Here is a 25,891-nt window from a genome sequence, read left to right as displayed (position 1 = left end):
GGACGCATGAAATGCCGGGACTGATCGATATTCACGCTCATTTCCTGACGAAGAACTATCTCGCCGCCATGCGCGCCACGGGAATGGATACGGTCGACGGATTCCCGCTGCCCGACTGGTCGCCGGACACGGCGCTTGCCCTGATGGACCGATGCGGGATCGAGACGCAGATTCTCTCGATCTCGGCGCCCGGCATCGATTTCGTCAGCGGCGAAGCCGCGCGAAGGCTCGCGCGCGATATCAACGAGGAGTTAGCCGGCATCGTCGCCCGTCATCCCGGCCGGTTTCGCGGCTTCGGCCTGTTGCCGCTGCCGGATCTGGACGGCGCGCTGCAAGAACTTGCTTATGCTCTCGACGTGCTGAAATTCGACGGGCTCGGGCTTTATACGAATTTCGGCGGACTCTATCCGGGCGACAGCCGTCTCGACCCGCTGTTCGAGGAACTCAATCGCCGCAAGGCCGTGGTCTATGTCCATCCGGTGGCGCCGCCGGACTTCGACATGACGCGCTTCGGCTTTCCCGCGCCGACCATCGAATATCCATTCGACACCACGCGCATGATCCTGAATCTCGTGTCGTCCGGCACGCTGCGGCGCTTTCCCGACGTCCGGATGATCGTGTCACATGGCGGCGGCACGCTACCCTTCCTTGTGCCGCGGATGATGCGTCACATGGTCCGCTTTGCGCGCAGCCCCGTAACACCGGATGAAATCATGGCGGATTTCCGCTCGCTCTATTTCGACATGACCGCAGTGTCGCATCCGCATGCGATCGACGCACTGCTCACGCTCGCGCCGAAGGATCATCTGCTCTACGGCAGCGACCATCCCTTCATGGTGCCGACGGCGATCCCGCAGGGCATCGAATTCCTCGCGACATCGCCGAAATTCGACGAGGTGACACGGCGCGCGGTCTCGTACGAAAACGCGCGCGCGCTGTTTCCGCAACTGGCGAAGGGCTAGTTCTTCGCACCGAAGCCGATCTGCTTCACCACCGGCCGCCACACCTCCTGCTCCTTGCGCAGGTAGGCGGCGGTGTCGGCGGTCGACATCGGCCGCACGATGGTGGCCATCGCGCCGAGCTTGTCCTTCACGGCCGGCGATTCCAGCGCGGCATTCAGATCGCGGTTGACCTGCTGCACAATGGCATCCGGTGTGCCGCGCGGCGCAACCAGCGCGAACCAGCCGGTCGCCTCGAAGCCGGGAAGAGATTCGGCGATTGTCGGGATGTTGGGGAAATTCTCCAGCCGCTTCAGTGACGACACCGCAAGCGGCTTCAGCGAGCCGCTCTGGATCGCACCCAACAGCGTGCCGAGCCCCTCCACGATCACCGAGATGCGACCGCCGATCAGATCCTGCAGTCCCGCCGCCGCGCCGGGATACGGGATGTAGGTCATGTCGATGCCCGCCTGCGACTTCAGCCGCTCGGCGGTGAGATGCGGCAGGGTTCCGCGCGCGTTGGCGGCGAAATTGAGCGAGCCCGGTTTCTGCTTCGAGAGCGCGACGAGTTCGGCCAGCGAATTCACGTTGAGGCCCGGCGCGACACCGACGACCATCGGCTGCTCGGCGACGAATCCGAGCGGCACGAAATCCTTCTGCATGTCGATCTTCAGCGCCGGAAACATCTCCGGCATCACGATGAACGCGGACGCGGCCGGAAGGTACAGCGTGTAGCCATCGGCTTCCGCCTGGATCGCCTGCTTGGCGGCAACGCTGCCGCCGGCGCCTGTCGCGTTGAGGATGACGATCTGCTGCTTCCAGCGCCGGCTGAGTTCGTCACCGACAATGCGGGCGACGACGTCGGGCCCGCTCGCCGGCGCGCCTTGCGTGATCAGCTTGACCGGGGCCGAGGGATAGCCCTGCGCGAGAGCCTGAGAACTTGCCGTCAGAAGGAGGACCGCAAGAACCTTTGCAACCGGTCGAAACGCGCTGTCATAACTGGTCATCATGAGCCTCCGCTTCGAAACACCACTGGTTCAGTTCACCTCAGGCGCCGCGCGCGTGGGTCACTTCCCCCACACCTCTTCGGCAACTTCAACGCACAGGCGCAGCTTCGCCCATTGCTCATCCTCGGCCAGCACATTGCCTTCCTCGGTCGAGGCGAAGCCGCATTGCGGCGACAGGCAGAGCTGATCGAGCGGGACGAATTTGGACGCCTCCTCGATCCGCTTCTTCAGCACGCCCTTGTCTTCAAGCGTGCCGAACTTCGACGTGACGAGGCCGAGCACGACCCGCTTGTTTCCCTTCGGCAGAAGGCGCAGCGGCTCGAAGCCGCCGGCGCGCTCGGAATCATATTCCAGGAAATATCCGTCGATGCCGATCTTGTTGAACAGCACGTCCGCAACCGGCTCGTAGCCGCCCGATGACACGAAGGTCGAACGGAAATTGCCGCGGCACAGATGCATGGCCGTGATCATGCCGGCCGGCTTGTCCTTGAGCGCTGAATTGATCATGTCGGCCCAGGCATTAGCGAGCCAGTCGGGATCCTCGCCACGGGCCGCGACCGCCGCGCGACGCTCCTTGTCGCACAGATGCGCGTAAGATGTATCGTCGAGTTGCAGGTAGCGGCAGCCGGCATCGCCGAACGCTTTGATCGCCTTGCGATAGGCAAGGCCGAGATCGTGAAGCAGCTCTTCGGTCGACTTGTAGATGCCGTCCTGCACCGGCTTCGGACCGACCCGATATTGCAGCACGGTCGGCGACGGCAGCGTCATCTTCGGCGTGACCTTGCAATTCGCCTTCAGGAACTCGAAGTGATCGATCATCGGCGCGCCGGAATAGCCGAGCTTGCCGGTGACCGCGATATCCTCCGGCCGGGTTTCGACACCGGCAAACTTGATGCCATGCGCGGTCTTCACCAGTTCGGCGCCGTCGAGTTGCTTGAAGAAGTCGAACTGCCACCACGACCTGCGAAATTCGCCATCCGTTGCGAGCTTGAGCCCGATCTCCTCCTGCTTCCTGATGATCTTCCTGATTTCCTCATCCTCGACCGCCTTCAGCGCGGCGTCATCGATTTCGCCTTTTTCCCGCTTGATGCGCGCGGCCTTCAGCGGCGCGGTCCGCAGCAGCGAACCTACGTGATCGGCGCGGAAGGGTGCAGTGGTGTTGGTGCTCATAGCAAACAGCTTTCCTCAAACGTGGACTTGATATTTCTTGTCGCGGTCGCCCGCGCGAAAGCAGGCAGGACCACTCAGCGCGAGCCCCACACCTCTTCGGCGATCTCCACGATCAGGCGAAGCTTCGCCCATTGCTGCTCCTCGGTCAGCGTGTTGCCCTCCTCGGTCGAGGCGAAGCCGCATTGCGGCGACAGGCACAGCTGGTCGAGGCTGATGTATTTCGCTGCTTCGTCGATCCGGCGCTTGATCGTGTCCTTGTTCTCCAGTTCGCCGGTCTTGGAGGTGATGAGCCCGAGCACCACGCGGCGATCCTTCGGCACAAACCGCAGCGGCTCGAACCCGCCGGCGCGTCCGGTGTCGTATTCCATGAAATAGCCGTGCACCTTGATGCGATTGAACAGCACCTCGGCCTCGGCGTCGTAACCGCCCGAACCCATGAAGGTCGACTTGTAGTTGCCGCGGCACAGATGCATCGTGATGGTCATGTCGGAGGGGATATCCGACATCGCGGCATTTATGAGGTCGCCGTAGATCGGACCGAGCTTGTCGGGATGGTCGCCGCGCTTTCTCATCTGCTCGCAATAGTTCGGATCGCACAGCATCGCGATGAAGACCTCGTCGAGCTGCAGGTAGCGGCAGCCCGCATCGGCAAAGCCGCGGACCGCCTTCCTGTAGGCATTGCCGAGATCTGCCCAGAACGCATCCATGTCGGGATACGCTTTCCTGTCTATCGGCGTCGCGACGGGGCGACCATAGATCGCCGACGGCGCGGGAATGGTGATCTTCGGCGTCTGCTTCGTATGCGCGGCCACGAACTTGTAATGCTCGACCATCGCATGCGGGCCCGACATGCCGAGCTTGCCGGTCACCGCGACGCCTTCGTTGCGGGTGTTGACCGCGGCAAACTTGATGCCCGTGTCCATAACGTGCTTTTCGGCGCCATCGAGACCCCAGAGGAAATCAAGGTGCCACCACGAACGGCGGAATTCGCCGTCGGTGATCGACTTCAGTCCGACCTCTTCCTGCTTCCTGATGACGCGCTCGATCTCGCGGTCCTCGATCTCCTTCAGTTGCTCCGCGGTGATCTCGCCCTTCGCGCGCCTTGCGCGCGCGTCATGGATCGCCCTGGGGCGCAGCAGGCTGCCGACATGATCGGCACGGAAGGGTGGTCGCGTGTCTTTGGTCATGAAGGCATCCTTTCTTCCTCCCTCCCCTGAAAGGGGAGGGTCGCCTGACGAAGCGAAGCGCAGGAAGGCGGGGTGGAGTCGTCGTCATGCAGGACCCCCACCCGACTCGCAGCTTCGCTGCTCGCCGCCCTCCCCCTTTCAGGGTGAGGGACAAGCAAGATCGCACGTGCCACTCAGGCCCCCGTCAGCTCCTTCCGCACCATGTTCGTGCCCTCGACCATCGCCTTCATTTTCGCGAAGGCGACCGGGCGCGGCAGGTATTTCATGCCGCAATCGGGCGCAATCACCAGGCGCTCGGCGGGCACGACCTTGAGCGCAGCGCGGATGCGATCAGCGACCGTCTCCGGCCGCTCGACCGTCAGGTCGCCGAGGTCGACGACACCGAGGATGATGGTTTTCGACGGCAGCTGCTTGAGCACATTCAGATCGAGCTTTGGCTGCGCGGCCTCGATCGACACCTGATGCACCGGCGCATTCTCGAGCTCGGCCAGGAACGAATAGCCGGTCGGCTTCTCGTGCACGACCTGCGCGTAGCCGAAGCAGAGATGGATCGCGATTGTGCCCTGCACGCCGTCGAGTGCGCGCTGCAGCGTCTTCAGACCATATTGCCGCGCCTTTTCCGGATGCTGCTGCATCCAGGGCTCGTCGATCTGCACGATGTCGGCGCCGGCCGCGAAGAGATCCTTGATCTCTTCGTTGACCGCGGCCGCGTAATCCATCGCGACTGCTTCCTCGCTGCCATAGAAATCGTCCTGGGCCTGCTTGCCCATGGTGAACGGCCCGGGCACCGTCGCCTTGATTGTGCGATCGGTATTGGCGCGCAGGATCTTCACGTCGCGCACTTCGACCGGGCGCATGCGCCGGATTTTTCCGGCCACGCGTGGCACGGGGATGGTCTTGCCGGTGCGGTTGATGGTTGTGCCGGGCTTGTCGAGGTCGATCCCCTCGAGCGCCGTTGCGAAACGGTTGGAGTAGCTCTCGCGGCGCTGCTCGCCGTCGCAGATGATGTCGAGGCCGGCACGCTCCTGATCGCGGATCGCAAGCAGCGTCGCATCGTCCTGCGCGGCTTCGAGATGATTTTCCGGAATCAGCCACAGGTCATGCATGCGCACGCGCGGCACCTGCTTCGACAGCTTCTCCCGGTCGATCAGCCATTCGGGTTGCGGGTATGAGCCGACAAGGCTTGTGGGAAGGAGCATTGAAACACCAGCTGTTGTTGTGAGTTGGTCGCCCCCCGGGAGTCCGGGACCCATATTCCAGAGCGGTGGCTATGGGGCCCAGCTTTCGCGCGAACGACGCAAGCGAACTATTTTCCGGTCGGACGAACTACCTTCGATCGCAGATGGAAACGGCGCCGCACGATGGCTCGCACGGCGCCGTATTGCTCACATTCGACCAATCGGCGCGGTTACTGCTGCTGCGCCTTCTCGAACGGCAGAACCGCTTCACCGGTCGCAAGCTTCGCAGGCGCAACGATGTTCTGCACGTCCATGCCGCGGAACTGTTCGAGGTCGTTGCCCTTGATGCCCTTGTACTGGACCTGCATCATGCCTGACTCGGTCCATTCGCCGTTCTTGCCGAACTTCACCGGACCCATGATGGTCGGGATCGTGTTCTGGCGCAGATACTCGGCGATCTTGTCGTCGTTCAGGCTCTTTGCGCCTTCAACGGCCTTGCCAAGCAGTTCTGCATAAGCATAGCCCCAGGTGCCGAGGTAATAGCCCAGCGGATCGACGCCGGCGGACTTCGCGCGCGACTGATACTCTTTCAGGAACGCCTCGGCGTCCGGATTGAGGAAGTGCTTGGTCGGCGCCCAGGTTTCGTAGTTGATCCAGCCGTTCATCAGCGGTCCAAGCTGGGTCTTGATCGCACTGATCTGCAGGCCGACCATCGAACCGCCGATCATCTTCGGCTTGAGGCCGACTTCGTTGACCGCCCGCACCATGCCGACCGAGTCCGGCGGATACGAGCAGATGACGACGGCTTCCGGATTCGCCGCCTGGATCGCGCGCACGATCGGCGTGAAGTCGGTCGTTGCCGGCGGATACTTGCGGTCGTAGACGATCTTGATGTTGTGCTTCTTGGCATTCGCGCGAGCGCCCTCGCAGGCGTTGTTCGCGAATTCCGCGTCAGCGGCGACCAGCGCCACAGTCTGGATCTTGTTCTTCGCCGCGATCTCGAAGAAGCCTTCGGTGAAGGATGGCTTCGTGTTCTGACCGGTCGGGATCATCGCGAAATATTTCGGATAGTTGAACTCGCTGTTCACCGCGAGGCCAAACAGACCGATGATCGTCTTGCCCTTCTGCATGACGACCGGCATCGCCGGCGCGATCATGTTCGTGGCGTAGGGTCCGAGGATCAGGTCGACCTTATCGACGTCGATCAGCTTGGTGTAGATCCCGGGTACGGTCGAGGCGTTGGTCTGATCGTCATAGGCGATCACCTTGACCGGACGACCGAGCAGGCCGCCCTTCTTGTTGATCTGCTCTTCCCAGATCTGAACGCCGAGCAGCGCCTGCTTGCCGGGGCCTGCAAGACCACCGGTCATAGCAATGCCGAGACCAATCTTGATCGGTTCACCGGATTGAGCATGGGCCGGGGCGCTTGCGAGCAGCGAGACAGCCACTGCACCCGCCGCGAGCGCGCCGGTCAGGTATTTTACCATGGGTTCCTCCCTAAAGGACCTTTATTGATTATGGGGGGATTCTTCCCGATCCCTCCCGCGGCTTCAAGTCTTAAAACTTGCCACCGCGCGGCAATTCGCCAACGGCGCGCAGAAGCCATTGGCATTGTTAACCTCCGGCCGAATGGCCTCGAAGGTTATCTTTTCGTAATGCGAAGGATACCGGACCGCGCCTGGCGGTCCGGCACTGTTCAGGGCGCAATTCGTGTTGCGGTCGGCCGCCGCTTATTTGCCCCACACCTCATGCGACAGTTCCACGATCTCCCGCATCTTCGCCCATTGCTGCTCCTCGGTGAGGATGTTGCCCTCCTCCGTCGAGGCGAAGCCGCATTGCGGCGAGAGGCAGAACTGCTCCAGCGGAGCAAATTTCGTCGCCTCGTCGATCCGGCGCTTCACGTCGTCCTTCTTTTCAAGCGTGCCGCTCTTGGAGGTGATCAGCCCCAGAACCACCTGCTTTTCGCCCTTGGGCAGGAATCGCAGGGGTTCGAAACCGCCGGCACGTTCGGTGTCGTATTCGAGGAAATAGCCGTCGAAATTCACCTGCCCCAGCAGCACCTCGGCCACTGGCTCGTAGCCGCCGGACGAAATGAAGGTCGAGCGGAAGTTACCGCGACAGGCATGCATGGTGACCGCCATGTCTGACGGCTTGTTCTTCAGCGCGAGATTGATCATGTCGCGATATTTCTGCTGAAGGTCGTCGGTCTTGTCGCCGCGCTCACGCGACTGTGCCAATTCCTTCTCCGAACAGAGATATGCCCAGACCGTGTCGTCGAACTGCAGATAGCGGCAGCCGGCATCGTAGAAAGCCTTCACCGCCTTCGCATAGGCCTTGGCGAGATCCTCGTAGAAGACGTCGAGATCCGGATAGACCTCCTTGCTGATCTTGACCCGCCCGCCGCGGAAATGCGCCACCGTCGGCGACGGGATCGTCATCTTCGGTACGACGCTGGTGTTCGCCTTCAGGAAGCGGAAATGATCGAGGAACGGGTGATCGTCCGGAAAGTCGATCTTGCCGACCGTGCGGATGTCCCAGGCCTTGGTCTGCGCACCCTGAAACTGGATGCCCTGCGTGTGGTCGTACAGTTCGATCCCGGTCAGGCCGCCAAGAAAGTCGAAGTGCCAGAATGTGCGCCGGAACTCGCCATCGGTCGCAAGCTGCATCCCGATGTCTTCCTGCTGCTTGATGAGCTTCTTGATTTCCTCATCCTCGACAGCCTTCAGCTGCGCAGCGGTGATTTCGTTTTTATCGCGCATGGCGCGCGCCTCCTTCAGGCGCTCGGGGCGCAGGAAGCTGCCGACCTGGTCGGCACGGAAAGGCGGCCTTGTACGTTGCGTCATTTAGCGTTCACTCCCATTCTTGTGATTGTAGTGTCGGTCAGTAACGTGTCGGCACCGGCTTCTTGATAAGCACGGCGCCCGGCACGAGATCGCGCGTGCCCTGATTGCGGAAAGCGAGTTGCAGGTTGCGATGCGCAAGCCGCGCATGCTCGCGCATGAGCGCTTCCGCGCGCGCGCCCTCGCGTTCCTCGATCGCGCGCACGACGCAATGATGGTGGTCCTGAGCGATCGTGAGAATCTTCCGCGCCTCCGGCAGCATCGCCTGCACCATAACGAAACCGCTCGGCGAAGCGAAAGGAAGATTGAGCGCACGATCGATCTGGCGCGCGAGCACGGGCGAGTCCGCGGCCTCGATCAGCAGCGCGTGGAATTGCCCATTCAGTCCCACATATTGCGAGAAGTCATCGACACTCAGAGTGGGCTTGCCCACCAGCTCGTCGAGTTGGGCAAGCCGGTCCTTCAGTTCGAGCATGATCGCGTTGCGCACGCCGCGTTCCGCCGCGAGCCGCGCCGCGAAGCCTTCGAGGGTGCCGCGCATTTCGATCGCGTCGTGAATGTCGCGCTCGGAGAACGCCTTTACGGCAAATCCTCCGGACGGTATCGCCTCGAGAAATCCCTCTTCTTCGAGCCTTACCAGCGCCATGCGGATGGGCGTGCGCGAAATTCCGAGGCGTTCGACGACCGACAATTCGGAAATCCGATCCCCCGGCTTCAACTCGCCGGACAGGATCAGGTCGCGCAGCGACAACTGCGCCTTCACGGTCTGCGACGACGAACGCTCATTTTCCGCAGCCTGGACAGCCACCGGCCACTCCCTTGCGTTTCCCGGGCTTGAGATCGCCGGGAATTCATGCTGTATACAATACAGGCAGGACGGCTGGTTAGTCCATCCGGAGCGCCGGGAAACGGTGAAGTAACACTTCAATTTTGAACTAGGGACGAAACCGGCAGAGTGGCTCGAACCGCAGCCTTTCTTGCCTCTGTATACAGACCTTTCACGAAATTCGGCCGATTGCGGGTTTACGGGTGAAGTCCCGAACCCGGGACCGGCCGCCTTGCGGTTCGCCGCGCTACGATATCGATCCATCACGGAGGAAGACAGATGGCTTACAAAAACCTCGAAGAGAAGCTGAAGGCGTCCGGCAACGCCGTCGACATGATGCGCAACTCGCAGATCGGCGCGTATGTGTATCCGGTCGTCGCACCTGAATTCACCAACTGGCGCGACGAGCAGCGCGCATGGCGCGACACCTGCGTTCTCTTCGATCAGTCGCACCACATGGTGAACCTGTTCGTGCGCGGCAAGGACACCGTGAAGCTCCTGTCCTATCTCTCGACCAACTCGTTCAAGAATTTCACGGTCGACAAGGCGAAGCAGTTCGCACCCGTCACGCCGTATGGTCATGTCATCGGCGACGGCATCCTGTTCTATCTGGCCGAGAACGAGATGGTGTATGTCGGCCGCAATCCGGCAGCGAACTGGATCGAATTCCACGCCAAGACCGGCGGCTTCGATGTCGAAACCGAATATGACGACCGTTCGCCGTCGCGCCCGATGGGCAAGCCGGTCACGCGCAGCTTCTATCGCTATCAGATCCAGGGCCCGAACGCCGAAGGCGTCATCAAGAAGCTGACCGGCGGCACCTTCCCGGACATCAAGTTCTTCAACATGGGCTATGTGACCATGGCCGGCCGCAAGATCCGCGCGCTGCGTCACGGCATGGCCGGTGCGCCGGGCCTGGAAATCTGGGGTCCGTACGCCGAAGGCGACGAAGTCCGCAACGCCATCATCGAAGCCGGCAAGGAATTCGGCCTCGTGCAGGTCGGCGCCCGCGCCTACGCCACCAACACGCTTGAGTCGGGCTGGATCCCCTCGCCGGTTCCGGCGATCTATTCGGGTGACAAGCTGAAGGCGTATCGCGAGTGGCTGCCCGAGACGAGCTATGAAGCGGTCGCGGCCCTCGGCGGCTCGTTCGTGTCGAAGAACATCGAGGACTATTACACCTCGCCGTATGAGCTCGGCTACAACACCTTCACCAAGTTCGACCACGACTTCATCGGTTCGGACGCCCTGAAGGCGATGGAAGGCAAGAACAAGCGCAAGAAGGTAACGTTCGCGTGGGACAATGACGACGTGAACCGCATCAACGCGTCGATGTTCGCGCCCGCCGGCGAAAACTACAAGTTCATCGACCTGCCGCTGTCCAACTATGCCTCGTCGTCCTACGACATGGTGTTGGCGAAGGGCGGCAAGATGGCCGGCGCCTCGATGTTCTCCGGCTATTCCTTCAACGAGCGCAAGATGCTGTCGCTCGGCTGGGTTGAGGAAGAGTTTGCCAAGCCCGGCACCGAACTCACCCTGGTGTGGGGCGAAGAGAACGGCGGCACCAAGAAGACCACGGTCGAGCGCCACAAGCAGACCGAGGTCAAGGTTGTCGTCGGCCCGACCCCGTATTCCTCGACCGTGCGCGAGGGCTACGAGGGCAAGTGGCGCCATCAGGCGGCGTAAGCCACGATCTTGTTACCCGAGGATCAAACCCCCGTGCGTTGCACGGGGGTTTTTTCTTTATGCCGGCGTAGCGTGTTAAGAGTCGGCAGCATTCCGAAGCAGAAGCTTGCCCGTGCAGCGCCCGTCGTCATCAGCCGACACTCATGCCGCCGATTTCTGGCTGGCCTGCAGCGCGATCGTGGTGGTGGCGGTTCTGCAATTCTTCCTCATCAACGATCTCTCGCTCGGACCCCGATGGCTCGCACCGGCGGCCGAGATCGCGCTCCTGATCCCGCTCGCGGCAGCGTTCCGCATGCGGCAGAAACGCGTGAAGCGTGCCGTTGCGGCGGGCCGCCTTCTCGACCAGCCATGGCGCATCATCCGTTATCTCGCGCTCGCGTTGATCACGGTCATGATGCTGATGAACTTCATCGCGCTGGCCGAACTGGTTCGCGCGCTTCTCGCCGGAAGGACCGAAAACGGCACGACGCTGCTGGTCGATGCGGTGATCATCTGGATGATCAACATCATCGTGTTCGCGCTCTGGTTCTGGGGTCTCGATGGCGGCGGACCTGCGATACGCCACGCCCAGCGAAAGCCGACGTTCGAATTTCTGTTTCCGCAGGCCCTGATCAAGGACGCTGCGCCGTTCTCTCCCGGTTTCGTGGATTACCTGTTCCTGTCGTTCACCAATGCCACCGCATTCTCGCCGACCGACACGATGCCGCTGTCGCAGCGCGCCAAGCTCCTCATGATGGCCGAGGCGATGATCTCGCTGCTGACCATCGCGTTCGTGGCCGCGCGCGCGGTGAATATTCTCGCCTGAAATGAAAAAGCCCCCGCGTGATGGCGGGGGCTTCGCTTTTTTCATCCCTGGAGGGGAGCGACAAGCTCAGATCTCGAAGAACACCGTTTCCCTGTCGCCCTGCATGTGGACGTCCCAGCGCCACACGTCGCCCTGCTTCTTCGCCAACAGCGTGGCGCGGCGATCCGCCGGCACGAGGTTGAGAACGGCATCGGTCGCGTTCGCCGCCTCGCCATCGAAATAGATGCGGGTATAGACCTGACGCAGCATGCCGCGCGCGAAGATCGCGACGACGATATGCGGGGCCTGTGTCTTGCCGTCGGGACCGGGAACGGGGCCCGGCTTCACCGTATCGAACTGGAATACGCCATCCTTGTCGCAGGCGGAGCGCCCATGGCCCTTGAAGGCCGTGTTCGGCAGACGGCGGCTGCCCGGCTCGTTCGAATAGCGGCCGTTGCCGTCGGCCTGCCAGATTTCCAGCATCGCGTCCGGAATCGGCTTGCCGTCGCCGTCATAGATTCCGCCCTCAATGCGAATGCGGTCGCCGACGACGTCGGGCGTGACGAGGTTGGACCCGATGGTCTCCTTCCAGGAATAGGTCCCGTCCGGATCCCAGTGAGCGCGGCCTTTTGGGGTGAGACCGTATGCGTAGAACGGGCCGACGGTCTGTGAAGGTGTGAGCTCTGACATTGTCTTGAATCCAGTTCGCCTTAATCGAGATCCGGGGGCGTCTGCTCGCGGCCGCGCAGAACGATGTCAAAACGGAAGCACAGCGCCCAGTCGGGGATCGTGTTTTCCAGATCGAACGTCGAAATCATGCGCGCGCGGTCCTTCGGATCCGGCACCGAATTGAAGATCGGATCGAACGGGAACAGGTAATCGCCCGGGAAATACATCTGCGTCACCAGACGCGACAGGAACGAATGTCCGAACACCGAGAAGTGGATGTGGTTCGGCCGCCAGGCATTGTAGTGGTTGCCCCACGGATACGAGCCCGGCTTGATGGTGACGAACTTGTAGTAGCCGTTCTTGTCGGTGACGGTGCGGCCCGCGCCGGTGAAGTTTGGATCGAGCGGCGCAGGATGCTGATCGACGATGTGCACATAGCGGCCGCACGCATTGGCCTGCCAGATCTCAACCAGTGAATCCGGGACCGGCCGCTTGTCCTCATCGAGCACATAGCCGTGCACGATAATGCGCTCGCCGAGCGGCTCGCTCTTGCCCTGCTTGGTCAGGTCGTTGTCGAATTCCTGGATCGCGTCATGGCCGTAGATCGGCCCGGTCAGTTCCGACAGCGTGTGCGGCGCGAGAATCAGCGGCTTGGTGGGCGACCGCTTCACCGTGCTCTTGTATTCGGGCGTCAGATGTTTCGGATAGGCCGAAAGGCCATCCAATGGGTAAATCAGCGACATCGTTTCGTTTCCCCTTAGTCATTCCGGGCCGCCTGCGACGCAAGCAAACCCGGAATTCAGATCCCGTTCTCTCAGCCGGCTTCCGGGGCTCGCGCGCGCGTCCCGAAATAACCGGCGTCAGACTCGTTCCAGCGCCAAGGATACGCCCTGGCCGACGCCCACGCACATGGTTGCGAGCGCCTTCTTGCCGCCGCGCTTCTCAAGCCCATGCGCCGCGGTCATCGCAATTCGCGCACCTGACATGCCGAGCGGATGGCCGAGAGCGATCGCGCCGCCATGCGGATTGACGTGTTCGGCGTCATCCGGAAGACCAAGCTGACGCATGACAGCCAACCCTTGCGAGGCGAAGGCTTCATTGAGCTCGATCAAATCGAAATCCGAAATCTTCAGGCCGAGCTTCTCCATCAGCTTGCGCGTCGACGGCACCGGGCCAATGCCCATGATGCGCGGCGGCACACCGGCCGACGCCATGCCAAGAATGCGCGCGCGGGGCGTCAAGCCATGCTTCTTCACCGCCGCTTCCGAGGCAAGGATCATGGCAGCCGCACCGTCATTCACGCCCGACGCATTGCCGGCGGTGACGGTGCCGTTCTCGCGGAACGGCGTCTTCAGCTTGGCGAGCGCCTCGAGCGTCGTATCGGCCCGGATGTGCTCGTCGGTGTCGAACACGGTCACTTCGCCCTTCTTCTTGCCAGGCACTTCGACCGGAATGATTTCTTCCGCGAAGAAGCCGGCCGCCTGCGCCTTGCCGGCCCGCTGCTGCGAGCGCCACGCGAAGGCATCCTGGTCGGCGCGCTTCACCTGGAATTCCTCGGCGACATTCTCGCCGGTCTCCGGCATCGAATCGACGCCGTACTGCTTCTTCATCAGCGGATTGATGAAACGCCAGCCGATCGTGGTGTCGAAGATGTCGGCTTGCCGCGAGAAGGCCTCCTGCGCCTTGCCCATCACGAAGGGAGCGCGCGTCATCGATTCGACGCCGCCGGCGATCGCGAAATCGATTTCACCGGCGCGGATGGCGCGGGCGGCATCGCCGACCGCATTCAGGCCGGAGGCGCAGAGCCGGTTCACCGTGATGCCGGGAACGGAGTCGGGCAGCCCCGCGAGCAGCAGCGCCATGCGCGCGACGTTGCGGTTGTCCTCGCCAGCCTGATTGGCACAGCCGTAGATCACCTCGTCCACCGCCGACCAGTCAATATTCGGATTGCGCTTCACCAGCGCCTTGATCGGAGCGGCGGCCAGGTCGTCGGTTCGAACCTTCGACAGCGAACCGCCGTACCGTCCGATGGCGGTGCGGGCGGCGTCGCACAAAAATACGTCACGCATGATGTTGTGCCTTTCTTCTCGCCTCCCGCAGTCGGGAGGAAGAAACCATTCGCTTCATATGGTGGCGTGTTACGCCGCCTCGCCGTGAGCGCGCGCAGTGCGGGCATGCAGCTCGCGCAGCACCGTGAGTTCCTTCTCGGTCGGCGCGGGCGTCTCCGCGACCTTGTCGGCGTATCTGACGGTCCAGCCGGTATTTTCCTGGATCTGCTCGCGCGTCACGCCCGGATGGATCGATGTCACGATCATCTCCTTGGTCACCGGATCCGGCTCGAAGATGCAGAGGTCGGTCACGAGCTTGGTCGGACCCTTGGTCTTGACGCCGAGACGCTCGCGATGATCGCCACCCTCGCCGTGGCCAAGCGAGGTCACGAAATCGAGCTTGTTTACGAACGAGCGCTTGCCCTGCGCCATGATGATGAAGATCTCACCGCAGGACGTCGCGATCTCCGGCGCACCACCGCCACCGGGGAGACGCACCTTCGGCTTGTCGTAGGGACCGACAACCGTGGTGTTGAGATTGGCGTATTTGTCGATCTGTGCGCCACCAAGGAAGCCGACGGTGATGCGTCCACCCTGCAGCCAGTAGCGGAACATCTCCGGCACCGACACCGTCGTCAGCGCGGTCTCGCACAATTCGCCGTCACCGATCGAAAGCGGCAGCACGGTCGGCTTGGTCGCGAGCGTGCCGGACTCATAGATCAGCGTGATGTCCGGAGCATGGGTCAGGCGCGCAAGGTTCGCAGCGGCCGACGGCATGCCGATGCCGACGAACGTCACGTCGCTGTTCTTGAGCGCACGTGCGGCGGCGATGGTCATCATTTCATTGGGCTTGTAATTCATCGCACTTACTCCGCTGCCGTCCGCAAACCTTCGACGTGACGGGCGAAATCCTCCGGCTTCTTGTCGAGGACGTTATCCTTCATCCAGGCAAGGAAGCTGTCGCGATCGCGCGCGATGCCGTCCCATTGCTTGTAGAAAGCGTTGAAGCGCTTGTAATAGCCCTGCGCATAGGACGGGAACGCGCCACCCGGTACGACCGCAATCGCACCCAAAGCCCAACCCGGAATGATCACCGCGTTTAGGTTGCGCGGACCGAAATCGTCGACGATCTCTTCGACCGTCACGATCGATTTCTTCGCGGCCAGCACCGCTTCCTTCTGCACGCCGAGAATGCCTTCGAGCAGCACATTGCCTTCCTTGTCGGCGCGCAGGGCGTGAATCACCGCAACGTCCGGACGATGCGCGGGCACGGTCGCGAGCTTCTCTCCGGTGTAGGGGCATTCGATGAACTTGATCGCCGGGTTCACCTTCGGCAGATCGGTACCGATGTAACCGCGGAAGACGGTGAAGGGCAGGCCGGCCGCGCCGGCCGCATAGGCATTCGCCATCGCAGCATGCGAATGCTCGACGATCTCGATCTTGTTGGGCCAGCCATTCTCGACCGCGTCGCGCAACCGGTGCAGCGAGCCGACGCCGGGGTTGCCACCCCAGGAGAAGATGACCTTGTCGGCGCAGCCCATGCCGATCATCTGGTCGTAAATCAGATCCGGCGTCATGCGCAGAAGCGTCAGATGCTTCTTGCCCTGCCGGATGATCTCGTGGCCCGCGGCATGCGGGATCAGGTGAGTGAAGCCTTCCATCGAAACCGTGTCGCCATCCTTGATGGTCGATGACACAGCTTCTGCGAGCGACATAACACGCGACATATCGGACGATTCCCCTTGCACGCTCAGGCGTGCAACCTTCCACTTTTCAATTTACGGAGCCGGTTTCGGAGGTTCAAATGCCAGCGAATCCGCGCCAAGTCCAATATTTTTGGCCGCGGATCGTCCGCCCACACCGAATGCCCGCCACCCGGATTTAACATGGACCTGATCTCCCGCGACCCGATCCTGCACGTCCACGCCGAGCTTGCCGACATCCTGCAATTCGGGGCCACCCCGATCGGGGAACGGCGCGTCATCAATATTCTTGGTGGCACGGTAACCGGAAAGTTGACCGGCAAAATTTTGCCCGGCGGGGCCGATTGGCAATTCATCCGCGCCGACGGCGCCGCCCATGTCGAGGCCCGCTACACCATCCAGAGCGACAGCGGCGCGCTGGTCCTAGTCTACAGCGAGGGCATCCGCCATGGGCCACCGGACGTCCTGGCCCGGCTGCTGACCGGCGAGGCGGTCGACCCCTCTCTTTATTATTTTCGGACCTGCATGCGGTTCGAAACCGGCGACAAGGGCCTGGACTGGCTGAATCGTGTCATCACCATCGCGCGTGGGCAGCGCGAAAAGAACGCCGTGAAACTGGACGTGCACGAGATATTGTGAGGCCCCGTTGGGCGGGCGCAACGGCTGTCCAGCCGCTTGCGGGCGATGGGAGGTAAATGCGTCCGACGGGCAGAAGCCCTGCATTTTCGCGCTTTTTTGGTCCATACCTGTAAGGATGGGGATTGACCGCGGGCGGGTTTTCGGGAATTTGTTGTCAACGACAACAATTAAGCCAAAGGCCGGAGAGGCCGTCTCGGGGACCGATGCCAAGGACCAAGATCGACATTCCGAACCTGCCCGCCTCCATCACCGCCGAACGCGACGGTGAGATCGGATTCCTGCGCCTGTCGCGCCCGGAAAAGCGCAACGCACTGAATGACACCCTCGTGATGGGCATCGAGGCGTACTTCAACGGCCTGCCTTCGGACATCCGGGCGGTTGTGCTCAGCGGCGATGGCGACCACTTCTCCGCGGGCCTCGATCTGTCCGAATTGACCGTGCGAGGAACGGTCGAATCGGTCCATCACTCGCGCAACTGGCATCGCGTGTTCGATGCGTTCGAATTCGGCAAGGTGCCGGTGATCGCGGTGCTGCACGGTGCGGTCGTCGGCGGCGGACTTGAGCTTGCGTCCGCCTGCCATGTGCGCGTGTCCGAAAAGTCCACCTATTTCGCGCTGCCGGAGGGCGTGCGCGGCATCTATGTCGGCGGCGGCGGCTCGGTGCGCATCCCGCGCCTGATCGGCGCATCGCGCATGATGGACATGATGCTCACCGGTCGCACCTATGGCGCCGAAGATGGGCTGGCGATGGGCCTGTCCCACTACCTCGTCGACAACGGAACCGGCCTCGACAAGGCGATCGAGCTTGCCAAGCGCGTCGCCGCCAACACGCCGATGACGAATTACGCCGTCATGCACGCGCTGCCACGAATTGCGGACATCGACCGTCCGGGCGGCTATATGATGGAAGCGCTGATGGCTGCGATTTCCTCCGGAAGCGAGGAAGCGCAGACTCGGCTGAAAGACTTCTTGGAAAAGCGGGCGCCCAAGGCTCTGCACAAGGGCTGAACAAAAAGCGCCGCGCAGGGTGGAAGCAAACCAATGGCGCAAGCGCCTCAGATCAAACATTCCGACATGTCGGCCCCGACCCGACCGGTAAAGCTCGAAAAGCCGGAGATCGACATCGAACGGCGGCCAGACGGCACCTTGCTGATCCGGTCGCGTTATCCGCTCGACGATTATCCGCGACGCATCACCGACCGCCTCGTGCATTGGGCGAACAAGACACCCGACCGCACGTTCATGGCGGCACGTGACGAGAAGGGCGAATGGCGCCACATCACCTATGCGCAGGCGCTGCAATACGCCAGGTGCATCGGTCAGGCCCTGTTGTCGCGCAATCTGTCCGCCGAGCGGCCGGTCGCAATCCTGTCCGGCAACGATCTCGAACACGCAATGCTCGCGCTCGGGTGCCTCTATGTCGGCATTCCCTATGCGCCGATTTCGCCAGCCTATTCGCTGATCTCCTCGGATTTCGGCAAGCTGCGTTACATCGTCGATCTGCTCACGCCCGGACTGGTCTTCGCCTGCGACGGCCAGCAATATGGCAAGGCGATCGAAGCCATCATTCCAGAAGACGTCGAGCTCGTCTTCACGCGCAACCCGATGCAGGGGCGAAAGACGGTCTCCTTCGATGACCTCGCAGCAACTGTGCCGACCGACGCCGTTGAAGACGCGCATGACAAGGTAGGCCCCGACACGATCGCGAAGTTCCTGTTCACCTCCGGCTCAACCGGCATGCCGAAGGGCGTGATCAATACCCAGCGCATGTGGTGTTCGAACCAGATCATGGTGCGCTCGGCGTTGCAGTATCTGCAGGACGAGCCGCCGACGATCCTCGACTGGGCGCCATGGCATCATACGGCAGGCGGCAACCACGACGTCGGCCTCGTGCTCTATAACGGCGGCACCTTCTATATCGATGAAGGCAAGCCGCTGCCGGGCGCGATCGAGCACACGGTCCGCAACCTCAAGGACGTCGCGCCGACCTGGTATTTCAACGTGCCAAAGGGCTTCGAGGCGCTGCTCCCCTTCTTCCGGACCGACGAACAGCTCCGCCGCAACTTCTTCTCGCGTCTGAAAGTGCTGTGGTACGCGGGCGCCGCGATCGCACAGCACGTGTACGACGAGTACCAGCAACTCGCAGTGCAGACGTCGGGAGAACGCGTGCTGTTCCTGACCGGCCTCGGCTCGACCGAAACAGCGCCCTTCGCGATGAGCCGCATGTGGGAGAGCGCTCACGGCGTCAATCTCGGCCTGCCCGCGCGTGGCTCGACGCTGAAGCTTGTACCCGTCGACGGCAAGCTGGAAGCGCGGTTCAAGGGGCCGCACATCACGCCGGGTTACTGGCGCCAGCCGGAGCTGACCGAAAAGGCGTTCGACGAGGAAGGCTACTACAAGATCGGCGACGCGCTGAAATTCGAGGACGAGAACGACCCCATCAAGGGCCTGATGTTCGATGGCCGCATCGCCGAGGACTTCAAGCTTGCCACCGGGACCTGGGTCAGCGTCGGTCCGTTGCGCGCTTCGTTCATCTCGCACTTCGCTCCCTTCGTCCGCGACGTCGTGATCGGCGGCGCCGACCGTGATTACATCGCCGTCCTCGTCGTTCCGGACGTCGACGCGCTGCGTCCCTTCGCGCCAGACGTCGCGAACGACGCTTCCGCCGCGGACGTCCTGGACCATCCGGGCGTGAAAGCGAAGTTCAAGGAACTGCTTTCAAGCTTTGCGCAAACGTCGACCGGTTCATCCAACCGCGTGCTGCGCGCGATGCTGCTCGCCGAGCCTCCTTCGCTCGATGTAGGCGAAATCACCGATAAGGGCTCGATCAACCAGCGAGCCGTGCTAAGCCATCGCAAGGCGCTGGTGGAGGAAATGTATTCCGACCCGCCATCCGCACGAGTTATCACTACCGACAAGAAGGCTTGATATGTCCGACAAAATCCCCGGCATTGGCGCAACATTCACCGACGCGTGGCTCGTCGAGGGAGTGCGGACCCCGTTCGTCGACTACAATGGTGCGCTTGCTGCGATCTCTCCGACCGATCTCGGCATCAAGGTCGGTCGCGAAGTGCTCAAGCGCGCCGGTGCGAAGGGCGAAGACATCGACACCGTCATCACCGGCAACATGGCGCAGGCAAGCTTCGACGTTTTCTGTCTGCCGCGCCATGTCGCGCTTTACTCGGGCGCACCGATCGACACCCCGGCGCACCATGTGCAGCGCGTCTGCGGTACCGGAATCGAGGTTCTGTCGCAGGGCGCCGACTCGGTCTCGCTGGGCCGCGCCGATCTCGCGCTTTGCGTCGGCACCGAATCGATGAGCCGCAATCCGGTTGCCTCCTACACCGCCCGCGGCGGCTTCCGGCTGGGACAGGTGGAGTTCAAGGATTTCCTCTGGGAGGCGTTGCTCGATCCCGCCGCGAAGGTGACCATGGGCGACACCGCCGAAAACCTCGCGCGGCAGTATCAGATCACCCGGAAGGAAGTGGACGAGTTCGCCGAACGCTCCTTCGATCGCGCGCTTGCCGCGCAGAAGGAGGGCTTCCTCGACGGCGAGATCGTTCCGGTCACGACCGAGACCTTCGAACTGGAAGGCTATGAGCCGCGCGGGATCAAAATGTCGCGCAAGACCCCCGAGGTGAAGACCGACACGCATGTGCGCCCCTCACCGATCGACACGCTCTCGAAGATTCCGCCGGCCTTTGGCGGCGTGCAAACCGGCGGCAATTCCTCGGCCATTGTCGACGGCGCAGCAGCGGCGCTGGTCGCGAACTCGAACTACCTTAAGAAGAACGGCAAGAAGCCTCTCGCCCGTATTGTGGCGTCGGCTGCCGTCGGCGTGCCGCCGGAGGTGATGGGTATTGGCCCCGTGCCGGCGATCAAGGCTGTGCTGGAACGTGCCGGTCTGAAGCTGTCCGACATCGACCGGATCGAGATCAACGAAGCCTTCGGCGCACAGGTCATGGCCTGCGCACGCGAACTCGGCATCGACGAGGACAAGCTGAACGTCAACGGAGGCGCGATCGCCATCGGACACCCGCTTGGCGCGACCGGCATCCGCATCACCACAACTCTGGCGCGCGAGCTCAAGCGCAAGGGTCTGCGCTACGGCATCTCCTCGGCCTGCATCGGAGGCGGCCAGGGCATCGCGATGCTGATCGAAAATCCGGACGCAGCGAAGAACTAGTTTTTCCGTTCGTCCCGGCGAAGGCGGGGACCCAGCACGATAGGTGGCTGGATTCCCGCTTTCGCGGGAGTGAGCGGAGGAGAGAACGAGACAGGCGCATGGATATCAACGGACAGGTTGCAGTCATCACCGGCGGCGCGTCGGGCCTCGGCGCGGCGACCGCGCAGGCTTTCGCCAATGCGGGCGCGAAGGTCGCTCTGCTCGACGTCAATCTTCCGGTCGCGCAGCAAACCGCGGACAAGATCGGCGGCATCGCAGTGAAATGCGATGTCACCGACGAGCAGAGCGCGACCGATGCGCTGTCGGAAGTGCAGAAGAAATATGGGGTCGGCCGCGTACTGGTGAATTGCGCGGGCGTCGGGCCGCCCAAGCGCATCGTCGGCCGCGACGGTCCGATGCCGCTCGCCGACTACAAGAAGGTGATCGACATCAACCTGATCGGCACCTTCAACATGATGCGGCTGTTCGCAGCGGCGCTGTCGAAGGCCGAGCCGCTGGACGGCGGCGAACGCGGCGTCATCATCTCGACCGCGTCGGTCGCGGCGTTCGAGGGCCAGATTGGGCAAGCCGCCTATTCGTCATCCAAGGGTGGTGTTGTGGCACTGACCATGCCCGCGGCACGCGAATTTGCCCAGTTCGGCATTCGGGTGATGACGATCGCGCCCGGCATCTTCTTCACGCCGATGCTGTCAGCACTTCCGGAAGAGGCGCAGAAGAGCCTCGGTGCCTCGGTGCCCTTCCCGCCGCGGCTGGGACGCCCCGAGGAATACGCCGATCTCGCGATGTTCATCGTGCGGAACGGCTACATGAACGGCGAGACGATCCGCATCGACGGAGCGCTCAGGATGGCGCCCCGCTGACGGCATCGCGCGGGCTTGACCCGCGCGACCATCGCAGGAATAGCTCTCCTCGAAAGAGTTGATTTGCCGTGTCACGCCGTCAGCGGCGCCTCGGCAATTGCGAGGTCAAGGTCAAGGAATGCTCAGTAACAGTCGCAGCGTCAGGATCGAGTGGGGTGATTGCGACCCCGCAGGCATCATTTTCTATCCGCGCTATTTCGCCATGTTCGACCATTCGGTGACGATGCTGATCACGGCGGCCTCCGGCGTCAGCAAGGCTGAATTACTGAAAAGATTCGACTTCGACGGCTATCCGCTGGTGGCTACGCAGGCCAAGTTCATCACGCCGACCCGATTCGGCGATGACGTAATCATCCAGTCGACATTCATGCGGGTCGGCCGGTCGAGCTTCGAGATCAAGCATCAGATCAGGAAGAACAACCAGATCGCGGTCGAGGGCCAGGAAACGCGAGCCTGGGTGAAGCGCGACCCGAACGACCGGACCAAGATCAAGTCGCATCCGCTGCCGGAGGAACTGGCGGCACGCTTCCGCGGCGAATTCTAGCTCACCCGAGCGCCGCCGATATCTTTCTCAGCGTCTTGACGAATTGCGCGCGCTCGCGCGGTCCGACGATCGCGTCGAGTTCGCTCTCGTGACGCTGCGCCAATTCCTGCATCGCCCGGACCGCGCGCCGTCCCTCGTCCGTAAGGGACAATTCGTAAAGCCTGCGGTCGCTGCGTGTCCTCACACGACTGATCAGGCCGCGCCTGACCAGATTGTCGAGCACCGGCGTGAGCGTCGACTTGTCGCTGCCGATCGCACGCGCGAGCGCGGTCTGGCTAATGCCCGGATTGCGATCGATCAGGATAAGTGCAGCAAAGCGTCCGGGACTTAAGCCCACAGACTGCGTGTGACGCGCGAACGACTGGAAGGACGCGATCTGCGCCATGCGCAGGCGGAACCCGATCCAGTCATCGAACGGACCGAAGTCGAGCGCGTCGTCTGACGAGACGCGCGTGGTGGCTTCGCGTTCCTCGCTGCGCAGTGCGGCAGTATCGCGCGCCACTTCGGCCCCCATTGACCGGTCAGAAGATCAATCGAAAATTGTTTTATCTCCAACTATTCTCCCCTACAATGGTCGCAAGCCTTTCGCAGTTGCGAAATAAAGGCATCAGATTCCAAATAATGTCAGGGAGAAATCGTCGACATGATCCGCCCCACTTCCATTCGTGCAATTGCCGCCGCGAGCGCTCTCGCGGTCCTGGCGCTTCCCGCGTTCGCGCAGGACAAGACCTTTGACCTGAAGCTTGCCCACTGGGTCCCGCCGTCCCACCCGCTGCAGAAAGCCCTTGAGGACTGGGGCTCGTCGGTGGAGAAAGCGTCGGGCGGCACGATCAAGTTCAAGGTCTATCCGTCACAGCAGCTCGGCAAAGCGTTCGACCATTACGACATGGCGCGCGACGGCATTGCCGATCTCACCTACGTCAATCCCGGATACCAGCCCGGCCGCTTCCCGATCATCGGCGCCGGCGAATTGCCGTTCCTCGTGTCGAACGCCAAGGGCGGCTCGCAGGCGTTTGACGCCTGGTACCGGAAATACGCCGCGAAGGAGATGAAGGACGTCAAGTTCTGCCTCGCCTTCTTCCACGATCCCGGCTCCTTCCACTCCGTGAAAAAGAAGATCACCGTGCCCGGCGACATCAAGGGCATGAAGATCCGCCCCGCCCACGCGACCATGGCGACCTTCGTGTCCCAGCTTGGTGGATCGAACGTGCAATCGAGCGCGCCCGAGGTGCGGGATATTCTCGAGAAGGGCGTGGCCGAAGCGGTCACCTTCCCCTGGGGTTCGGTTCCGCTTTTCGGCATCGACAAGGTGACGAAATATCACATCGACGCGCCGCTCTATGCGACCACCTTCGCCTTCGTGTTCAGCCCGGTGACCTACAACCAGATGTCGGCTGCGCAGAAGAAGGTGATCGACGACCACTGCACCAACGAGTGGGCCTTGCGTGTCGCAACGCCGTGGGCAGACTACGAGCATGCCGGCATCGGGAAGCTGAAGGCCGATCCCGCCCACGAGGTTTATCCGCTGACGGCGGATCAACTCGCGGAGTGGAAGAAAGCCGCCGAGCCGCTGCATAAGGCTTGGGCCGCCAACGTCAAAAAGGCCGGTGGCGATCCGGATGCGATCATGAAAGAGCTGAAAGAGTCTCTTGCAAAGTTCAACGCGGCCTATTGATCGCGTCGAGGCAAGAGGTTGAAATGCAAATGACGGCGGGAGAAACATTTCTCCCGCCGTCATGCCAAAAAGACCAAGAAATTTACGCGCTCTTTATACGGCGCCGTGAGGTTGGGGGATGAGCAGAACAACGCGATGGATGGACGGATTCATCGATTCGATCGAATGGATCGCGGCCTTCTTCATTGGCATCGTTGCGTTCGACGTGTTCGTGTCGGTGCTGCTTCGCTACTTCTTCGGCTACACCATCCCGGACGCCTATGACTTCGGCCAGCTGCTGCTCGGCATCCTGATCTTCTGGGGCATCGCCGCAACGAGCTATCGCGGCACGCACATCACGGTGGACCTCGTCTGGGCCAACGCGAATGCCTACTGGAAGCGTGTGATCGACGTGTTCGCGACACTCGTGCTGCTGTTTGTCGTATCGGTGCAGACCTATACGCTGTTCGACAAGGTCTCGACCACATACACAGCCAACGTCCAGACCTTCGACATGCGCATTCCGGTGTGGCCGTTCTTCGCGATCGCCTGGATCGGCGATGTCGCCGCGGTGCTGCTGATCGCGGTCCGCACCTACCGGCTGATTTTCCATCCTGAATTGATCAAGCCCGTCGACGAAGCGTCGAAGTCGGGCGAGTGAGAGAAATCCAATGTCTACCGACGCAGTCGCCGTAATTGGGTTCGTCTCGCTCTTCACGCTGATGCTGCTGCGGGTGCCGATCGGGATGGCGCTCGGCCTCGTCGGCGTCACCGGCTTCGGCTATCTCACCAGCATGGGGCCGGCCCTCAAGATCGTCGGCCACACCACGATGCGCACGGTGACCGACTTCAACTATGCCGTCGTGCCGCTGTTCCTGCTGATGGGTTCGTTCGCGACCAGCTCAGGCATGAGCCGCGAACTGTTCCGCGCCGCCAATGCTTTCATCGGTCATCTGCGGGGCGGCCTCGGCATCGCGACCATCCTCGCATGCGGCGGCTTCGCCGCGATCTGCGGTTCCTCCGTCGCGACCGCCGCCACCTTCTCTCGCGTGGCCTATCCGGAGATGCGCCGGTTCAACTATCCGGAGAGCTTCTCCGCTGGAGTCATCGCCGCAGGCGGCACGCTCGGCATCATGATTCCGCCAAGTACGGTGCTTGCGATCTACGGCATCATTACCGAGCAGGACATCGGCAAATTGTTCATCGCGGGCGTCATTCCCGGTATTCTCGCGGTGTTCATGTATGTCGCCACCGTGTCGATCATCGGCTGGACGCGACCTGGCTTTCTCCCGGCCGGTCCACGCGCAAGCTGGGCTGAGCGGGTCGACAGCCTGAAGCACGTCTGGGCGACGCTGCTGCTGTTCGCTTTCGTGATCGGCGGCCTCTATGGCGGCATGTTCACGGCGACCGAAGCTGCGGGCGCAGGCGCAGGCGGCGCCTTCATCATCGGCATCGCCCGCCGGCGGCTGTCCGGCAAGCAGATCCTGGAATGCCTGCTGGAGACCACGCGCACCACGGCCGCCGTGTTCACCATCCTGATCGGCGCGCTGCTGTTCGGTTACTTCCTGACCATCACCCAGACCCCGCAGAAGGTCACCGCGTTCCTGACCGGGCTCGGCATCGGCAATTACGGCGTGCTGACGCTGATCCTGATCATGTACCTGCTGCTGGGCTGCCTGATGGACGCGCTGGCCATCGTCATCCTGACCGTGCCCATCATCTTCCCCCTGATCAAGGAAATGGGCTTCGACCCAATCTGGTTCGGCATCATCATTGTGATGACGGTGGAACTCGGCCTCATCCATCCGCCGGTGGGCATGAATATCTTCGTCATCAAGAGCGTGCTCGAGGACATCAAGATATCGACCATCTTCGCCGGCGTGATCCCCTTCATCGTCACGGACATCATCCGGCTGATTATCCTGGTCCTCTTCCCGATTCTGGCGACCTGGCTGCCGTCGCATATGTAGGCT

25 protein-coding genes are annotated in these 25,891 nt (G+C 62.2%); 12 read left to right on the top strand and 13 right to left on the bottom strand.

Annotated features, from left to right (window positions below):
- The first annotated feature begins 11 nt into the window (after positions 1–11).
- The gene (locus tag VNZ93_RS14160; protein WP_325706076.1) at positions 12–962 is read left to right on the top strand and encodes an amidohydrolase family protein; all 951 of its coding nucleotides are present in this window, start codon (positions 12–14) and stop codon (positions 960–962) included.
- On the opposite strand, the gene VNZ93_RS14155 is transcribed toward VNZ93_RS14160, so the two are convergent.
- From VNZ93_RS14155 to VNZ93_RS14125, 7 genes are all read right to left on the bottom strand, one after another.
- Positions 959–1,948: a Bug family tripartite tricarboxylate transporter substrate binding protein gene (locus VNZ93_RS14155; protein ID WP_325706073.1), complete on the bottom strand. Its 990-nt coding sequence runs from the start codon at positions 1,946–1,948 to the stop codon at positions 959–961. The two genes, VNZ93_RS14160 and VNZ93_RS14155, sit on opposite strands and share 4 nt — an antisense overlap.
- 57 nt (positions 1,949–2,005) lie before the next feature.
- Complete coding sequence (locus VNZ93_RS14150) at positions 2,006–3,115, bottom strand: 5-methyltetrahydropteroyltriglutamate--homocysteine S-methyltransferase (RefSeq protein WP_325706070.1); 1,110 nt, start codon at positions 3,113–3,115, stop codon at positions 2,006–2,008.
- A gap of 74 nt (positions 3,116–3,189) precedes the next feature.
- On the bottom strand, positions 3,190–4,302 hold the full coding sequence (locus VNZ93_RS14145) for a 5-methyltetrahydropteroyltriglutamate--homocysteine S-methyltransferase (RefSeq protein ID WP_325706067.1): 1,113 nt from the start codon (positions 4,300–4,302) through the stop codon (positions 3,190–3,192).
- Between the two features lie 173 nt (positions 4,303–4,475).
- Positions 4,476–5,501 (bottom strand): uroporphyrinogen decarboxylase family protein, encoded by a 1,026-nt coding sequence (locus tag VNZ93_RS14140; protein ID WP_325706064.1) that lies wholly within the window; start codon positions 5,499–5,501, stop codon positions 4,476–4,478.
- A 209-nt stretch (positions 5,502–5,710) separates the two neighbouring features.
- A complete protein-coding gene (locus tag VNZ93_RS14135; protein ID WP_325706060.1) occupies positions 5,711–6,967 on the bottom strand; it encodes an amino acid ABC transporter substrate-binding protein in 1,257 nt (418 codons plus the stop codon).
- A gap of 243 nt (positions 6,968–7,210) precedes the next feature.
- On the bottom strand, positions 7,211–8,323 hold the full coding sequence (locus VNZ93_RS14130; RefSeq protein ID WP_325706058.1) for a 5-methyltetrahydropteroyltriglutamate--homocysteine S-methyltransferase: 1,113 nt from the start codon (positions 8,321–8,323) through the stop codon (positions 7,211–7,213).
- Positions 8,324–8,360: 37 nt separating this feature from the next.
- Positions 8,361–9,128: a GntR family transcriptional regulator gene (locus VNZ93_RS14125; RefSeq protein WP_325706054.1), complete on the bottom strand. Its 768-nt coding sequence runs from the start codon at positions 9,126–9,128 to the stop codon at positions 8,361–8,363.
- A gap of 297 nt (positions 9,129–9,425) precedes the next feature.
- On the opposite strand from VNZ93_RS14125, the gene ligM reads away from it, so the two are divergent.
- Entirely contained in the window at positions 9,426–10,832 is a 1,407-nt protein-coding gene (gene ligM / locus VNZ93_RS14120) for a vanillate/3-O-methylgallate O-demethylase (protein WP_325706051.1), read from the top strand.
- A gap of 112 nt (positions 10,833–10,944) precedes the next feature.
- A complete protein-coding gene (locus tag VNZ93_RS14115; RefSeq protein ID WP_325706048.1) occupies positions 10,945–11,637 on the top strand; it encodes a hypothetical protein in 693 nt (230 codons plus the stop codon).
- 66 nt (positions 11,638–11,703) lie between these two features.
- Here the strand turns inward: VNZ93_RS14115 and pcaG are convergent, their stop codons facing one another.
- From pcaG to VNZ93_RS14090, 5 genes are all read right to left on the bottom strand, one after another.
- A complete protein-coding gene (gene pcaG, locus VNZ93_RS14110) occupies positions 11,704–12,306 on the bottom strand; it encodes a protocatechuate 3,4-dioxygenase subunit alpha (RefSeq protein ID WP_325706045.1) in 603 nt (200 codons plus the stop codon).
- Positions 12,307–12,326: 20 nt separating this feature from the next.
- Entirely contained in the window at positions 12,327–13,028 is a 702-nt protein-coding gene (gene pcaH / locus VNZ93_RS14105) for a protocatechuate 3,4-dioxygenase subunit beta (protein ID WP_325706042.1), read from the bottom strand.
- Positions 13,029–13,145: 117 nt separating this feature from the next.
- Positions 13,146–14,354: a 3-oxoadipyl-CoA thiolase gene (gene pcaF / locus VNZ93_RS14100; RefSeq protein ID WP_325706039.1), complete on the bottom strand. Its 1,209-nt coding sequence runs from the start codon at positions 14,352–14,354 to the stop codon at positions 13,146–13,148.
- A gap of 69 nt (positions 14,355–14,423) precedes the next feature.
- The gene (locus VNZ93_RS14095) at positions 14,424–15,194 is read right to left on the bottom strand and encodes a CoA-transferase subunit beta (RefSeq protein WP_325706036.1); all 771 of its coding nucleotides are present in this window, start codon (positions 15,192–15,194) and stop codon (positions 14,424–14,426) included.
- Positions 15,195–15,199: 5 nt separating this feature from the next.
- On the bottom strand, positions 15,200–16,060 hold the full coding sequence (locus tag VNZ93_RS14090) for a CoA transferase subunit A (protein ID WP_325706033.1): 861 nt from the start codon (positions 16,058–16,060) through the stop codon (positions 15,200–15,202).
- A gap of 159 nt (positions 16,061–16,219) precedes the next feature.
- Here VNZ93_RS14090 and VNZ93_RS14085 point away from each other — a divergent pair, with 159 nt between their 5' ends.
- From VNZ93_RS14085 to VNZ93_RS14060, 6 genes are all read left to right on the top strand, one after another.
- The gene (locus VNZ93_RS14085; RefSeq protein ID WP_325706030.1) at positions 16,220–16,675 is read left to right on the top strand and encodes a DUF3237 domain-containing protein; all 456 of its coding nucleotides are present in this window, start codon (positions 16,220–16,222) and stop codon (positions 16,673–16,675) included.
- Positions 16,676–16,878: 203 nt separating this feature from the next.
- Complete coding sequence (locus VNZ93_RS14080; protein ID WP_325706027.1) at positions 16,879–17,682, top strand: crotonase/enoyl-CoA hydratase family protein; 804 nt, start codon at positions 16,879–16,881, stop codon at positions 17,680–17,682.
- 33 nt (positions 17,683–17,715) lie between these two features.
- A complete protein-coding gene (locus VNZ93_RS14075) occupies positions 17,716–19,602 on the top strand; it encodes a feruloyl-CoA synthase (protein WP_325706024.1) in 1,887 nt (628 codons plus the stop codon).
- 1 nt (position 19,603) lies between these two features.
- Positions 19,604–20,860 carry a thiolase family protein gene (locus tag VNZ93_RS14070; protein WP_325706021.1) on the top strand — a complete coding sequence of 419 codons (1,257 nt, stop codon included), beginning with the start codon at positions 19,604–19,606 and terminating at the stop codon, positions 20,858–20,860.
- Positions 20,861–20,958: 98 nt separating this feature from the next.
- Complete coding sequence (locus tag VNZ93_RS14065; protein WP_325706018.1) at positions 20,959–21,720, top strand: SDR family NAD(P)-dependent oxidoreductase; 762 nt, start codon at positions 20,959–20,961, stop codon at positions 21,718–21,720.
- Positions 21,721–21,838: 118 nt separating this feature from the next.
- Complete coding sequence (locus VNZ93_RS14060; RefSeq protein ID WP_325706016.1) at positions 21,839–22,264, top strand: thioesterase family protein; 426 nt, start codon at positions 21,839–21,841, stop codon at positions 22,262–22,264.
- A 1-nt stretch (position 22,265) separates the two neighbouring features.
- Here the strand turns inward: VNZ93_RS14060 and VNZ93_RS14055 are convergent, their stop codons facing one another.
- On the bottom strand, positions 22,266–22,766 hold the full coding sequence (locus tag VNZ93_RS14055; protein WP_325706014.1) for a MarR family transcriptional regulator: 501 nt from the start codon (positions 22,764–22,766) through the stop codon (positions 22,266–22,268).
- A 159-nt stretch (positions 22,767–22,925) separates the two neighbouring features.
- Here VNZ93_RS14055 and VNZ93_RS14050 point away from each other — a divergent pair, with 159 nt between their 5' ends.
- The 3 genes from VNZ93_RS14050 (at position 22,926) to VNZ93_RS14040 (ending at position 25,888) form a co-directional block, all read left to right on the top strand.
- Positions 22,926–23,939 (top strand): TRAP transporter substrate-binding protein, encoded by a 1,014-nt coding sequence (locus VNZ93_RS14050; protein WP_414710078.1) that lies wholly within the window; start codon positions 22,926–22,928, stop codon positions 23,937–23,939.
- 118 nt (positions 23,940–24,057) lie between these two features.
- Complete coding sequence (locus tag VNZ93_RS14045; RefSeq protein WP_325706009.1) at positions 24,058–24,579, top strand: TRAP transporter small permease; 522 nt, start codon at positions 24,058–24,060, stop codon at positions 24,577–24,579.
- A 10-nt stretch (positions 24,580–24,589) separates the two neighbouring features.
- Positions 24,590–25,888, top strand: coding sequence for a TRAP transporter permease (locus VNZ93_RS14040; protein WP_325706006.1), 1,299 nt, complete (start codon positions 24,590–24,592; stop codon positions 25,886–25,888).
- Positions 25,889–25,891: the final 3 nt, after the last annotated feature.

The organism is Pseudorhodoplanes sp. (assembly GCF_035565795.1).
Lineage (GTDB): Bacteria > Pseudomonadota > Alphaproteobacteria > Rhizobiales > Xanthobacteraceae > Pseudorhodoplanes.
This window is presented reverse-complemented; position numbering and strand designations above follow the sequence as displayed.